The 13,580-nt window shown below is 74.4% G+C and carries 14 protein-coding genes; 3 read left to right on the top strand and 11 right to left on the bottom strand.

Features of this window, described 5'->3' with window-relative positions; all coding sequences use genetic code 11:
• The coding region (locus tag VF468_12920; protein HEX5879198.1) for a sodium:proton exchanger at nt 1-472 on the bottom strand (472 nt) is incomplete at its 3' end.
• Between the two features lie 186 nt (nt 473-658).
• A complete protein-coding gene (locus VF468_12915; protein HEX5879197.1) occupies nt 659-1,351 on the bottom strand; it encodes a dienelactone hydrolase family protein in 693 nt (230 codons plus the stop codon).
• A 143-nt stretch (nt 1,352-1,494) separates the two neighbouring features.
• Here VF468_12915 and VF468_12910 point away from each other — a divergent pair, with 143 nt between their 5' ends.
• Together VF468_12910 and VF468_12905 are read left to right on the top strand one after the other, a co-directional pair.
• Nucleotides 1,495-2,574, top strand: coding sequence for a PQQ-dependent sugar dehydrogenase (locus VF468_12910; GenBank protein HEX5879196.1), 1,080 nt, complete (start codon nt 1,495-1,497; stop codon nt 2,572-2,574).
• A 71-nt stretch (nt 2,575-2,645) separates the two neighbouring features.
• Nucleotides 2,646-3,788: a glycosyltransferase gene (locus tag VF468_12905; GenBank protein HEX5879195.1), complete on the top strand. Its 1,143-nt coding sequence runs from the start codon at nt 2,646-2,648 to the stop codon at nt 3,786-3,788.
• Here the strand turns inward: VF468_12905 and VF468_12900 are convergent.
• From VF468_12900 to VF468_12890, 3 genes are read right to left on the bottom strand one after another with little or no spacing between them, the layout of a single operon-like run.
• A complete protein-coding gene (locus tag VF468_12900) occupies nt 3,755-4,801 on the bottom strand; it encodes an ROK family protein (GenBank protein ID HEX5879194.1) in 1,047 nt (348 codons plus the stop codon). The genes VF468_12905 and VF468_12900 overlap by 34 nt on opposite strands.
• 23 nt (nt 4,802-4,824) lie before the next feature.
• Nucleotides 4,825-5,940 carry a zinc-binding alcohol dehydrogenase gene (locus VF468_12895; protein ID HEX5879193.1) on the bottom strand — a complete coding sequence of 372 codons (1,116 nt, stop codon included), beginning with the start codon at nt 5,938-5,940 and terminating at the stop codon, nt 4,825-4,827.
• A complete protein-coding gene (locus VF468_12890) occupies nt 5,933-6,934 on the bottom strand; it encodes a Gfo/Idh/MocA family oxidoreductase (GenBank protein ID HEX5879192.1) in 1,002 nt (333 codons plus the stop codon). Before VF468_12890 ends, VF468_12895 begins: the two co-directional genes overlap by 8 nt.
• A 117-nt stretch (nt 6,935-7,051) precedes the next feature.
• On the opposite strand from VF468_12890, the gene VF468_12885 reads away from it, so the two are divergent.
• A complete protein-coding gene (locus tag VF468_12885; GenBank protein ID HEX5879191.1) occupies nt 7,052-8,449 on the top strand; it encodes a dipeptidase in 1,398 nt (465 codons plus the stop codon).
• Nucleotides 8,450-8,460: 11 nt separating this feature from the next.
• On the opposite strand, the gene VF468_12880 is transcribed toward VF468_12885, so the two are convergent.
• The 6 genes from VF468_12880 to xylA form a co-directional block, all read right to left on the bottom strand.
• Nucleotides 8,461-8,817, bottom strand: a complete 357-nt coding sequence (locus tag VF468_12880) for a hypothetical protein (GenBank protein ID HEX5879190.1) — start codon at nt 8,815-8,817, stop codon at nt 8,461-8,463.
• A 38-nt stretch (nt 8,818-8,855) separates the two neighbouring features.
• On the bottom strand, nt 8,856-9,437 hold the full coding sequence (locus VF468_12875) for a prephenate dehydratase domain-containing protein (GenBank protein ID HEX5879189.1): 582 nt from the start codon (nt 9,435-9,437) through the stop codon (nt 8,856-8,858).
• Nucleotides 9,430-10,320, bottom strand: coding sequence for an alpha/beta hydrolase (locus VF468_12870; protein ID HEX5879188.1), 891 nt, complete (start codon nt 10,318-10,320; stop codon nt 9,430-9,432). The genes VF468_12875 and VF468_12870 overlap by 8 nt, the downstream gene beginning before the upstream one ends.
• Nucleotides 10,321-10,367: 47 nt before the next feature.
• Complete coding sequence (locus VF468_12865) at nt 10,368-10,859, bottom strand: phosphoglycerate mutase family protein (GenBank protein HEX5879187.1); 492 nt, start codon at nt 10,857-10,859, stop codon at nt 10,368-10,370.
• Between the two features lie 65 nt (nt 10,860-10,924).
• Nucleotides 10,925-12,415: a xylulokinase gene (xylB, locus tag VF468_12860; GenBank protein ID HEX5879186.1), complete on the bottom strand. Its 1,491-nt coding sequence runs from the start codon at nt 12,413-12,415 to the stop codon at nt 10,925-10,927.
• Between the two features lie 12 nt (nt 12,416-12,427).
• The coding region (xylA, locus tag VF468_12855; protein ID HEX5879185.1) for a xylose isomerase at nt 12,428-13,580 on the bottom strand (1,153 nt) is incomplete at its 5' end.

Here is a 13,580-nt window from a genome sequence, read left to right as displayed (position 1 = left end):
GCCGCCACTGCCAGTAGGCGATGAACACGATCATCGACCAGCCGATGCCGATCAGCAGCCGGTTGGCCCCGGTCATGTTGGCCAGGACCAGGTCGCAGTTGGAGGCCCCTTCGTAGTCGGGGGCCTTGCAGCTGGAGCCGTACTGCTCGACGTCGTTGCCGCCCTTCCAGGCGAACACGAACCCGACCGCGTACTCGGGCAGGACCGCGATCAGGGCCAGGACCCCGATGGCCAGGCTGGCCGACACGTCCAGCTGGGCCGCCTCGGCCGCCCAGGCGAGCACGAACGCCGCCCCGACCACCGCCACCCCGTAGGTCAGGGCCAGCAGCGGCGGGGCCAGCTCGGGGTGCCCGAAGTGGAACAGCTCGGCCAGGCCGAGGTAGCTGCCGGGGAGGCAGGCGAGGAGGGCCAGCGCCAGCGGGACCGGTCCGCTCTTCGCCTTGGTGGTGGTCGGCTCGGGCTCAGCTGCCAAGGAGTCCTCCGGCTCGGTCGGGTCCATCGGGGGACGCCAGACGGCTCGAAGGTCTCGTCCGCCCGCGACCCGGGTGAGGCGCCGGGTGGGCGCTGGCGCCCACCGTCCTGACGGCGTGCTCGACGGGACATGCGCCCCGCAGGACTACTCCCCTTCGCCGGTCAGCATACCCGACCACCGCCTCGGTCAAGCCGTGGCGCCGAGATGCGCCCGGAGGAACTCGAGGGTCCGCCGCCAGGAGGTCTCGGCCGCCTCGGCGTCGTGGACCTCGGGCCGGTCGTCGTTGAAGAAGGCGTGGGTGGTGCCCGGGTAGTGGTGGAAGGTCACGTCCACCCCGGCGTCGCGGAGCTCGTTCTCCATCCGCTCGACCAGCTCCGGCGGGGCAAAGTCGTCCTCCTCGGCGAAGTGCCCGAGCACGGCCGCCTTGACCGCCGACAGGTCCCAGTCCATGCCCTCCCGGGGGAAGCCGTAGTAGCAGACCACGGCCGAGACCTCGGCCTTGCGCGAGGCCAGGAACAGGGCCAGCCCGCCCCCGACGCAGAACCCGATCACCCCGACCCCCTCGCCGGTGGTCTCGGGCATGGCCAGCAGGGCGTCGACGCAGGCCGCCATGTCCTTGGCCGCCTGGTCGAGCTGCATCTCCATCACCAGCTTGCCGGCCTCGTCGGGCTCGGTGGTCTCCTTGCCCCGGTACAGGTCGGGGGCGACGGCCACGAAGCCCTGGGTGGCCAGCCGGTCGGTGACGTTGCGGATATGGGGGACCAGGCCCCACCACTCCTGGATGACCACCACGGCCGGCCCGCTGCCGGAGGGGGGCAGGGAGATGTAGGCGGGCACCGCGTCGCCGTTGACGGGGATCTCGGTCATCGAGCCGGCCATGGGGAAGCCTCCTGGTCGTTCCGTCGGGTACCTCCAGATCCTTGCACGCTGGGACGGCTTCAACCATCCGGGCCGCTCAAGCCAGACCCGGCGCCGGTCGCTTATGCCGGCTTGAGCGGGCGGGTGGGCACCATGGGCCGGTGATGTCCCGCCTCCGTCCGCTCCCCGCGCTCCTGCTGGCCGGCCTCCTCCTGCTGACCGGCTGCGGGGTGGTGCCCGGCGTCGGTGAGGACGACCCCGGAGGCGACCCGGGCATCGGCGCCGGCTTCGGCGAACCCGAAGTCGTGGCCAGCGGGCTGGAGGCGCCCTGGGGGCTGGCGTTCCTCCCCGACGGGGGCGCGCTGGTGTCGGAGCGGGACAGCGGGCGGGTCCTCCGGGTCGCACCCGGGGCCGACCCCCAGGAGGTCGGGACCGTGCCCGGGGTGGACGCCGGCGGCGAGGGGGGGCTGCTGGGGCTGGCCGTGTCGCCGGAGTTCGAGCGGGACCAGCTGGTGTACGCCTACCTGACCGGCCAGGGGGACAACCGGATCGTGCGCTTCCGGCTCGGCGGGGGACAGGCCGAGGTGCTGCTGGACGGCATCCCCAAGGCCGGGATCCACAACGGGGGCCGGATCGCGTTCGGGCCCGACAAGATGCTGTACGCCGGGACCGGGGACGCCGCCGAGCGGGGCAACGCCCAGGACCCGGGCAGCCTGGGCGGCAAGATTCTCCGTCTGCGGCCCGACGGGGGGGTCCCGGCCGACAACCCCGACCCGGGGTCGCCGGTGTGGACCCTCGGCCACCGCAACGTGCAGGGGCTGGCCTGGGACGGGCAGGGGCGGCTGTTCGCCACCGAGTTCGGGCAGAACCGGGTCGACGAGATCAACCGGATCGAGCGGGGCGGCAACTACGGCTGGCCGGAGGTCGAGGGGACCGGCGGCGGGGGGCGGTTCCGCGACCCGCTGGTCACCTGGCCGACCTCGCAGGCGTCGCCCAGCGGGGCCGCGATCACCGGCGGCACCCTGTACGTGGCCGCCCTGCGGGGCGAGCGGCTGTGGACGGTGCCCCTGGACGGCGACGGCGGGACCGGCGAGCCGGCGGCCGTGCTGGCCGGGTCCTACGGCCGGCTGCGCCACGCCGCCGTGGCCGCCGACGGCGCCCTCTGGGTCCTGACCAGCAACCGCGACGGCCGCGGCGACCCCGCCGCCGACGACGACCGCGTGCTCCGGTTCCCCCGCGCCTGAACGATAGGTTTGGGGCAGCCGGACGGTGGCAACATGGGGCGGGTCCGGAACAACCGAAATTGCGGGATCCCATGTCGCTCACCGTGCTCGTCAACGCCGGTCCCTGGCTGCCGGTGCCGCCGCCGGACTACGGCGGGATCGAGAACGTGCTCGCCACCCTGATCCCGGAGCTGCGCTTCCGGGGGGTCGAGGTGGTGCTGTGCACCGTCGAGGAGAGCACGGTGGAGGTCGACGACCGCCGCTGCGCCTTCCCCGACGGCCAGTTCGGGCGCCTGGCCGGCCCGTACGCCCAGGTCATGGGCATCACCCACGCCCACATGGCCACCGTCCTGGAGACGCTGCGCGACCGGCCCGAGATCGACCTGGTCCACGACCACCTGGAGGTGGTGGGGCCGAGCGTGCTCGGGGCGATCGACGGCGGCGGCCCGCCGGTGCTCCAGACCCTCCACTGGGACCTGCGCAAGCACCCCGAGTTCTACGGCTCCTTCGACGGCAAGGGCCGGGTGTTCTTCAACGGCGTCTCCAACGCCCAGCTCGCCACCGCCCCGGCCAACCTCCGGGAGCAGAGCCTCGGCGCCGTCCACCTCGGCGTCGACCTGGACGCCCACCATTTCCGGGCCGACAAGGGCGAGGACTTCCTGGTCCTCGGCCGGGTCACCCCGTTCAAGGGCCAGGACGTGGCCGCCCGCATCTGCAAGGAGCTCGGGGTGCCGCTGGTCATGGCCGGGCCGGTCGCCGGCGTCTCCACCCCGCGGGAGCTGTCCGCCGCCCTTCAGGACCCGGCCAGCCCTCTCCACGGCTACGGCGACGTCCGCCACTACCTGGACGCCGTGCAGCCGTTCGAGGACGGGGAGCGGATCCGCTGGGTGGGCACGGTCGGTGGCCAGGACAAGGACGAGCTGGTCGGCCGGGCCAGGGCCGTGCTCATGCCGATCAGCTGGGAGGAGCCGGGGGCGACGGCGGCGATCGAGGCGCTGGCCTGCGGCACCCCGGTGATCGCGACCCGCCGGGGCGCCCTGCCCGAGATCATCGAGCACGGCCACAACGGCTTCCTGGCCGACGACGAGGCCGACTTCGCCCAGCTGATGGGGCGCGCCGGCGAGATCGACCCGGCCGCCTGCCGGCGGTCGGTGGAGGAGCGGTTCTCGGCCGGGACGATGGCCGAGGGCTACCTGCGCCTCTACAGGGAGGTCCTGGCCCGGACCGGCGCCTGAAGCGCGTCCAGGGCGGCGATGGCGGCCCCGCGGGCGCCGGCCATGTCCAGGTCGGGGACCAGGGCCAGGGTGGCCACCCGGGCCTGCTCCTCGCGCAGGGCGGTGTGCTCGCGCACCTTGGCCAGGAACCACTGGCGGAACGTCGGGGTGGTCTCGACCACCCCGCCGCCGATGAAGTAGGTGTCGGGGTCGGTGAAGTTGGCGGCGATGGTGAACAGCCGGCCGATGGCCATCGCCTGCTGCTCGAAGATGGCCAGGGCCAGCGGGTCCTCCCGCTCGCCGTAGCCGCGGACCAGCTTGGCCGCCTCCCGCCGGTCGGCGATCCGGCCCAGGGGGTGGTTCTCGAACCGGGTCAGCCACCAGGGGAGGAGGTTGCGCTCGATCCCGGTCAGGGAGGCGACGCTCTCGGCGTCGCCGACGAAGCCGCAGTTGCAGGTCGGCAGCGGCTGGCCGTCGGCCAGCAGGCCGCGCATGGGGATCTGGACGTGGCCCAGCTCGCCGGCCATGCCGGCGGCCCCGCGGACCACCCGCCCGCTCTCGACCACCCCGCCGCCCAGGCCGGTGCCGACGATCGCCGACACCGACGAGTGGCCGGCCGCCTTGTCCCGGAAGCGGACGTGGTGGGCGTACAGGGCGGCCGCGTTGGCGTCGTTGTTGTAGACCACCGGCAGCCCCAGCCGCGCCTCCAGGCCGCCCCGGACGTCGAAGCCCCGCCAGGCCGGCTGGGCGAAGTTGGTCGCGCCCTTGGAGGAGATGACCCCGTCGGCCGAGGCCGGGCCGGGCGTGTCCAGCCCCACCCCGCGGACCGCCGACAGCGGCACGCCGGTGAGGTCGAGCACGTTGTCCAGGGCGCCGGCCATGGCGTCGATGGCCACCTCGGGGCCCTCGGTGACCCGGCTCGGCATCTCGACCAGGCGGTCGACCAGGAACCGCCCGGACGCGTCCAGGATCGTGGCGTTGTTGCTGGTGCCGCCATTGTCGATGCCGACGACGACCCAGTCGCTGGGCTCCATCTCCGCTCCCTCCTCCGGCTGGTCTAGGCCGTCGCCGCCGGGCAGGCGAACACCGCCTGGAGGACGTGGCGACGGCGGCTGGCCAGGTCGGCCAGCAGGGCCGGCGCGTCGCCGAGCGGGACCAGGTCGGTGACGAGATGCTCGCGCATCGCCGGCCCGGATGCACGCAGCAGGTCGACCGTCTCGGCGGCCAGGCGGCGCCGGTCCCACAGGTGGCCCAGGCCCCGGGGCACCCGGCCGATCTGGGCGCAGCGGATGGTCAGCCCGTTGTGGTGGAACTCCTCGCCCAGGGCCAGGTCGGGCGCCCCGCCCTGGTAGAAGGCCAGGTCGACGACCGTGCCCTGGGGCCGGAGGCTGCGCAGGGCGCCGGCCAGGGCGGCGGTCCGGCCCCGGCACTGGAAGACGACGTCGGCACCGCAGTCGGTGGGGTCGCGGCGCCAGCGCTCCTTGACCGTCCGCCAGGCGGTCCCGTCGGCGTCGTCGACCGCGGACAGGCCGAGGGCCCGGGCAGCGGCCAGCCGCTCCGGGGTGGCGTCGGCGACCATCACCTCGGCGGCGCCGTGGTGGTGGGCCAGGAGGGCGACCAGCAGGCCGACCACCCCGGCCCCGGTGACCAGCACGTGGCGGCCCCGGACCCCGTCGCCGAGCTGCAGCGCCCCCGGCCCGGCGGCGTCGGCGGCGGCGTGCAGCAGCCCGTTGGCGCAGATCGGGCCCATGTGGGCGACGTAGATGCCGAGCACCGGGTCCAGGTCGGGCGGCAGGGGCACGAACCGGTCGGTGGCCGGGTCGACGGTGTGGCCGGTCTTGTGGCCGTAGGCCATGGCCACCAGGTCGCCCACGGCCACGGCGTCGCCGCTGGTCTCGGCGACCCGGCCGACCTCCATGTAGCCGGGGGCGCGGACCGGGAAGCCGGTCGCCGGCCGGTCGCGCCGGAACACCCCCAGGTTCTCGTCCCAGGCGGCGTGCAGGTAGGGGTTGGTGCCCTTGAAGAAGGTCAGCTCGGTCCCGGCCGACAGCCCGGTGTAGAGGGTCTCCAGGCGGAACTGGCCGCCGGCCGGGGCCGGCTCGTCCTCGTCCACCAGCCGGGCCACCCCGGGCCGCTCGATCACCAGCAGCCGCACCGGCCGGCGGTCAGCCATCGTGCTGCTCCACGGCCAGCGGCCGGCCCTCCTCGGCCGAGCGGGTGATGGCGCAGGCCAGCAGGTGGGTCCGGTAGGCCTCGGACCACGGGACCCGGATCCGGTCCTCCCCGCCCCGGACCGCGGCCACGAAGTCCCGGTCCGGCCGGGGCCGCGCGTCGGCGTCGGCGTCCCAGGCGTCGCGCCGGCCGTCCTCCTCCACCACCAGCCTGGTCTCGGTCAGCTCCAGCGACAGCCCGTCGGCGACCACGTGCACCCCCGCCCGGTGCAGCCGCGGCAGCAGGCAGGTCGAGGTCACGCTCCCCACCGCCCCCGAGGCGAACCGGAGGCTGGCCACCGACACCTCGTCGATGTCCGCAGCCGGCAGCGCCGCCTCCGAGCCCTGGTCCTGGGTGGCGGCTGCCCGGGAACCGAAGGCGTGGACCTCGGCCACGTCGCCGGCGAGGGCGCGGGCGGTGTCGAGGACGTGGGTGGTCTGCTCGATCGTCTGGCCGCCCGACCCGTCGCGGCGCCGCCACCAGGGGGGTGGGGGGATCTTGTCCAGCCAGGAGCAGTGGACGAGGCGGGCCGGCCGGTCGGCCAGCAGGTCGGCCGCGCGATCGAAGATGTCCAGCCAGCGCCAGTGGTAGCCGGTGCAGGTGACCAGCGGCCGGCCGGCCAGGCGGGCGGCGATGGCCGCGGCCGTCTCCTGGTCGATCGCGACCGGCTTCTCCACGAACATGGGCAGGCCGGCGTCGATCACGGCCAGCTCGGGGGCGCCGTGGGCGAACGGCGGGACGCAGATGTAGACGGCGTCGAGGCGCTCGGAGGCCAGCAGCTCCATGTGGTTGGGGTAGGTGGCCGCGCCGGCCTCACCGGCCAGCTCCTTGGCCCGCTCCAGGGCCGGGTCGGCGACCGCGGCCACCTCGACCCCGTCCATGGCCAGCAGCGTCCGCACGTGGCGGGCCGCGACCGCGCCCGCCCCGACCATGCCGATCCGTACCGTAGGCAGCATCCCAGCAGGATAGGGCCAACCGGACGGACCGGCAGCGACCCGACCCGGACCGGGGTGCCTCTGGTAGCCTCCTGTCGCCGTCTGGTCCACTTCAGCGTGCTTCCCCAGGAGATCCGTGTGGCTGACATCGACGCCTTCGTCCAGGCCGAGGCGGACGGGCTCGTGGCCGAGCTGGCCGAGTGGTGCGCCATCCCCTCGATCTCCGCCGACCCCGAGCACGCGGCCGACGTGCGCCGCTCGGCCGAGCACCTGGCCGGGCTGATGGAGGCGGCCGGGCTCGACACCGAGGTCCTGGCCGCCGACGGCGGCCAGCCGGCCGTCTACGGCGAGTGGCTCGGGGCCGGGACCGGGGCGCCGACGGTCACCATCTACGGCCACCACGACGTCCAGCCGGCCGACCCGCTGGACGAGTGGACGACCCCGCCGTTCCAGCCGACCGTGCGCGACGGCTGCCTGCACGCCCGCGGCGCCTCCGACGACAAGGGCCAGATCCACTTCCAGGTCTCGGCCATCCGGCACCTGCTGGCCGCCGACGGCCGCCTGCCGGTGAACGTCAAGTTCTTCGTCGAGGGGGAGGAGGAGTCGGGCTCGCCCACCATCGACGCCTTCCTGGCCGAGCACGGCGACCGGCTGGCCTGCGACCTGATCCTCGTCTCCGACACCGGGATGGTCGCCGAGGACGTGCCGTCGCTGGTCACGGCCATGCGGGGGCTCATCTACTTCCAGGTCGACCTGCGCACCGCCCCGGCCGACCTGCACTCGGGCTCGTTCGGGGGCGCGGTCCCCAACGCCGCCGCCGAGCTGGTCGAGCTGCTGGCCGGCCTCAAGGACGCCAGCGGCCGCATCGCCATTCCCGGCTGGTACGACGACGTGGTCGACCTGACCGAGGAGGAGCGGGCCAACCTCGCCGCCGTGCCGTTCGACCCCGAGGAGCTCAAGGCCATGGCCGGGGTCGGCGCCCTGCCCGGCGAGGAGGGGTTCACGCCGCTGGAGCGGATGTCGGGCCGGCCAACGGCCGACGTCAACGGCATCTGGGGCGGCTTCACCGGGGTCGGCTCCAAGACCATCATCCCGGCCGAGGCCCACGCCAAGGTGTCGTTCCGGCTGGTCGCCGACCAGGAGCCGGCCCGGCTGGAGCCGCTGTTCGAGCGCTGGGTGCGCGACCGGGCGCCGGCCCACGCCGAGGTCTCGGTCCGCTCGTTCGGGGGGGTCAAGCCGGCCCTGACCCCGCTCGACCACCCCGGCAACCGCGCCGCGGCCCGGGCGGTGGCCCGGGCGTTCGGCAAGGAGCCACTGCTGGTCCGCGAGGGCGGGTCGGGCCCGGAGCGGGCCCTGACCGACTCCCTCGGGGCGGCCTGCGTCTACCTGGGGGTCATGCTCCCCACCGACCGCATCCACGCCCCCAACGAGCGCCTGCTCCTGGCCAACTACTACCGGGGAGTCCGGGCGGCCGCCTACACCTTCGAGGAGCTCGCCAGGCCCGAGGTGGCCAAGGCCCTGCGCGAGGCGCCGTAGGCCGCGGCCCGCTAGGCGCCGTCACCCTCCAGGAGGCGGAGGTTGCGCTGCTCGGCACGGCGGGCCAGGCGGAGCTGGCGGCGGCCGAGGAGCAGGATCACGCTGAACAGCAGCAGGCCGACGCCGAGACCGGCGACCAGGGCGGCCAGGTGGACGCCGGTGCCGATGGTCACCGGGAGGGCGACCAGGAGCAGCCAGGCCAGCACGGCCCCGGCGCTGATGCGGAGCGCGCTCGGGACGGTGCGGTCCTCCAGGCGGCGCTGGGCCAGGCGGGCCAGCTCGACCGCGGCGGGGGCGTCGGCCGGGTCGGTCACCGCCTCGCCGGCGCGGACGGCCAGCGACACCCGCCGCCTGGCCTCCTCATCCATCGGGACACCCCCCTGGGGTTCCCCGAACCCCTCCGGACTCAGCTCGTCCGTGGGCCCGCCGCCACGAAGGTGGTGAAGTTGAACTTGAGGTCCTGGATGCGCCGCTCAAGGACCCGCAGGCCGAACAGCTCGGCGCAGCGCTCGGCCGCGATCACGGCCGTGGACACCGGGAGCTCGCCGGTGGCCAGCATGCGGGCCGCCTCGGCGGTGTCGGGCTCCTCGGTGACCAGGGTGGTGGGGAAGTGGTGGCGCAGCCACATGCGGCACTGGCGGATGGCCTGCTGGTGGGAGGCGATCCGCTCGATGCCCTCCCGACCGGGCAGGCCGGGATGGACCAGCAGGGTGTGGTTGACGTCGATCTCGAACAGGTCCACCACCCGGAACCGGTGGGCGGCCATCGCGTAGACGCTCTCGTAGACGACCCCGCCGTTGGAGTTCTCCAGGGCGAAGATGCCGATGTCGACCTCGCCCGCCTCCACCGCCCGCAGCACCTTCTCGGTGGTGAGGAGCTCGACGATCTCGACGTCGCCGAGGTTGTTGTCGCGGGCGTACTCCAGCGCCGCCTCCTCCGAAAAGGAGCCGCGGATGCCCATGACGCCGAGGCTGACCAGATCACCCATTGCCGGCCACCCCCTTGGCGTGGTCGGCGAAGCGGGCCAGCTCCGCGGCCAGCTCGGCCGGCCGCTGCAGTGGGATGTCGTGCATCGTGTCCTCGAACCAGGTGACGGTGGCGGATGGGAACAGGGCGAGGGCCCGGCCGACGGCGTCCCGCTTGACCCCGGCCAGGTCGCCGCCGGCCGGGTCGTCGGCCGGGCAGAGCAGCACCGGGCAGCCGACCAGCGGGAACAGGGCCTCGGGCCGCTGGTCCCAGAGCGCGTCGACGACCTGCATGTGGTTGTCGAAGCGGAACCGGGAGCGGGCCACGTCGTGGTCGTCGACCTCGACCCCGGCCCGCAGGTACTCCCGGACCCAGGGCTGGCCGTCCGGCCCCCCGGGGTCGAAGCGCCCGGCCCTGGCCAGCCAGTCGGCCAGCGGGACCGCGAACCGGGGCGGGGCCATGGCGCGGCGGGCCTCCTCCCGGGTCGCGCCCGCCCACGCGGCCACGCTGGCCAGGCCGCCGTCGACCAGAACCAGGCCGGCCAGCGTCCCCGGCCGGCCGGCGGCGTGCTGGAGGGCGACGTTCGCCCCCCACGAGTGCCCGACCAGCACCGGCCGCTCCAGCTCGAGGGCGGCCAGGGCGGCGTCGAGGTCGCGGACCAGGGTCCCGAAGTCGTAGCCGGAGGCGGGCTGGTCGGAGGCGCCGTGGCCGCGCTGGTCGAGGGCCACCACCCGCAGGCCGGCGCCGGTCAGCCGGGGCGCGACCCCGTCCCAGATGCGGGCGTTGGACGCGAGCCCGTGCAGCAGCACGACCGCCTGCCCGGTCCCGCCCCAGTCGCGGGCGTGCAGGCGGATCCCGTCGCCGGGCACGGCGAGGTCGGTCGGGGTGCTTGCCCTGGTCTGCATGGGCCGCTCATCGTACGGGACGCCCGCGGCCGCCGCCTCGGCATCCCTCAGGAGGAGCCCTCCAGCTGCCGCTTGAGTGCCTTGCGGTCGACCAGCTCGACTCCCGTGACCCGGCCCCGGCTGGCCTCGAGCCGGAACAGCGAGCCGGTGCGGAACTCGGGGAACCCGTCGACCAGGCCGGTCTGGAACAGGTACATGGGGATCAGGTCGCCGTGGCTGACCCCGACCACGGCGTGGCCGGGGTGCTCACGGACGACCGTCCGGACCCAGGCGGCCAGGTCGGGGGCGTCGTAGCCGAGCCGGTCGTCCAGCTCGACCTGGAGGCCCACGGCCGCGGCCAGCGGAGCGGCCGTCTGGCGGCAGCGCAGCCAGGGGCTGGCCGCGACCAGCACCGGCTCCTCCCGGCGCAGGGCGCCGGCCAGCCGGTCGGCCTGCTTGCGGCCCTTCCCGATCAGGGGCCGGTCGCGGTCGCTGCCCGTCCAGTCGAACCGGTCGGCCGCTTTTGCGTGCCTGACCAGGAACACCAGGGTGGTCGCCATGCCCCAGAGTGTGGCGGGCCGCCCGGTGCCAGGCAACCGGTACGGGCCGCCAGGCCAGGCGGGCACTAGGCCGGGGTGGCGTGGAAGGTGGGGGCGAGGGCGGGGTACAGGCCGCGGAACCGCGCGTGGCCCTCGCGGTAGACGTCCTGCGAGCCCGAGGGGCCGGCGGCGGGTCGCACCTCGACCACCGAGCGGCACGCCTCCTCGACATCCGTGAACCAGCCCGAGCCGACGGCGGCCAGCAGGGCGGCGCCGTAGGCCGCCCCCTCCTCGGCGCCGACGGTGGCCACCTGCGTGCCGAGCACGTCGGCCAGAATCTGGCGCCACAGCCGGCTCCGGGTGCCGCCGCCTGCGGCCCTGAGCTGCCCGGGCGGCGCCAGCCCGGCCCCGACCATGAGGTCGAGACCGTCCCGGAGCCCGTAGGCGACACCTTCCAGCACCGCCCGGGTCAGGTGCCGCAGGTCGTGCCGGACGGTCAGCCCGACGAACGCCCCCCGAGCCAGGGGATCGGGATGGGGGGTCCGCTCCCCGGTGAGATAGGGGAGGAACAGGAGCCCGTCGCTGCCGGCCGGGACGTCGGCGGCCGCCGCCACCAGGTCGTCGAAGCTCGCCCCGGGGGCGAGCGCGTCCCGGAGCCAGCGCAGGCTGCCGGCCGCCGACAGCATCACCCCCATCATGTGCCAGCGGCCGGGAACGGCGTGGCAGAAGGCGTGGACGCGGCCCTGGGCCTCTATGGACGGCTTGTCGGTGGTGGCGAACACCACCCCAGAGGTCCCCAGCGAGAGGGCGACCACCCCCGGGGTCACGGCCCCGACCCCGACCGCGTTGGCCGACTGGTCGCCGCCGCCGGCCACCACCGGCGTGCCCGGCGCCAGGCCGGTCGCATCGGCCGCCTCGCGGGTGACCGTGCCGGTCAGCTCCGGCCCCTCGGAGGTGCCGGGCAGCAGCGCCGGGTCGAGGTCAAGCGCGGCCAGGACCTCCGGCGACCAGGTCCTGGCGGCCAGGTCGAACAGGATGGTCCCCGACCCGTCGGCGACGTCGACGGCGTAGCCGCCGGTGAGACGGCGACGCAGGTAGTCCTTGGGGAGCAGGACGTGGCGGACCCGGGCCCAGTTGCCGGGCTCGTGGCGTCGGACCCAGAGCAGCTTGGGCGCCGTGAACCCGGTCAGCGCGTCGTTGCCGGTGACCTCGATGAGCCGCTCGCGCCCGACCCGGCGCCGCAGCTCGTCGCACTCGGCACCGGTCCGCTGGTCGTTCCAGAGGATGGCCGGGCGGACGACCGCGCCCTCCTGGTCGAGCAGGACCGAGCCATGCATCTGCCCGGTCAGCCCGACCGCCTCGATCTCCGAGCCTTCCACCCCGCCGTCGGCAAGCACCTCCCGGACGGCGGCGACGGCGCCGTCCCACCACAGCCGCGGGTCCTGTTCGCTCCAGAGCGGGCGCGGGGTGTCGTACCCATAGGATGCCGAGGCGACACCCTGGACCGAGCCGTCCGGCCGCACGATGATGGCCTTGGTGGCGGTGGTCGAGACGTCGATCCCGAGAACGAAGCCCATGACCGGTCGACGTCAGCTTCCGGAGGTCCAGATCACCCGGTTGACCCGGTTCTCGAGCAGCTCCTGGCGGCCGGACACCGGCGACGGGTCGACCTCGCCCGACCGCACCCGGGCCTCGAGGGAGGCCAGGCTCTCGTCGCCACCGAGGATGCCGGTCCCAAGCCGAGCCGACCATCCGGCGTAGCGCTCGGCCAGCGGCCCCGACAGGGTCTCCCGCTCGACCAGCTCGGCCGCGGCCAGCAGCGCCCTGGCCAGGGTGTCCATGCCGCCGATGTGGCCGTGGAACAGGTCGGTCCGGTCGATCGACTGGCGGCGGAGCTTGGTGTCGAAGTTGAAGCCGCCGGTGGTGAAGCCGCCGCCCTTGAGGATCTCGTGGAGGGCCAGGGTCAACTCGTCCACCGAGTTGGGGAACTGGTCGGTGTCCCAGCCGTTCTGGGGGTCGCCGCGGTTGGCGTCGACCGAGCCGAAGATGCCGTGCGCGACCGCGTAGGAGACCTCGTGGTGGAAGCTGTGCCCGGCCAGGGTGGCGTGGTTGGCCTCGATGTTGACCCGGTACTCGTCGGCCAGGCCGAACCGCTCGAGGAAGCCGTGCACCGTCTGGGTGTCGTAGTCGTACTGGTGCTTGGTTGGCTCAGCCGGCTTGGGCTCGATGAGCAGCGTCCCCTGGAAGCCGATCTTGCGCTTGTGCTCGGCCACCAAGGTCAGGAACCGGGCGAGCTGGTCGCCCTCTCGCTTCAGGTCGGTGTTGAGCAGGGTCTCGTACCCCTCGCGGCCGCCCCAGAGCACATAGTTGGCGCCGCCCAGCCGGGCGGTAGCTTCGAGAGCGTGTTTGACCTGGGCCGCGGCGTAGGCGAAGACGGCCGGATCCGGGTTGGTGGCGGCGCCGGCCAGATACCGGGGATGGGAGAACAGGTTGGCGGTGCCCCAGAGAAGGCCGACCCCGGTCTCGGCCATCTTCTTCTCCGCCCGGTCGACCATGACCTCCAGGTTGTGGGCCGACTCGGCGAAGCTGGCCCCTTCAGGGGCGATGTCGACGTCGTGGAAGCAGAAGAAGGGGATGCCGAGCTTGGCGAAGAACTCGAAGGCGGCGTCCATCTTCTGGCGGGCGGCGGCCATCGGGTCGCCGGTCCCGCCCAGCCAGGGGCGGTCGAAGGTCCCGGCCCCG

The sequence above is a fragment of the Actinomycetota bacterium genome (assembly GCA_036280995.1).
GTDB lineage: Bacteria > Actinomycetota > CALGFH01 > CALGFH01 > CALGFH01 > CALGFH01.
This window is presented reverse-complemented; position numbering and strand designations above follow the sequence as displayed.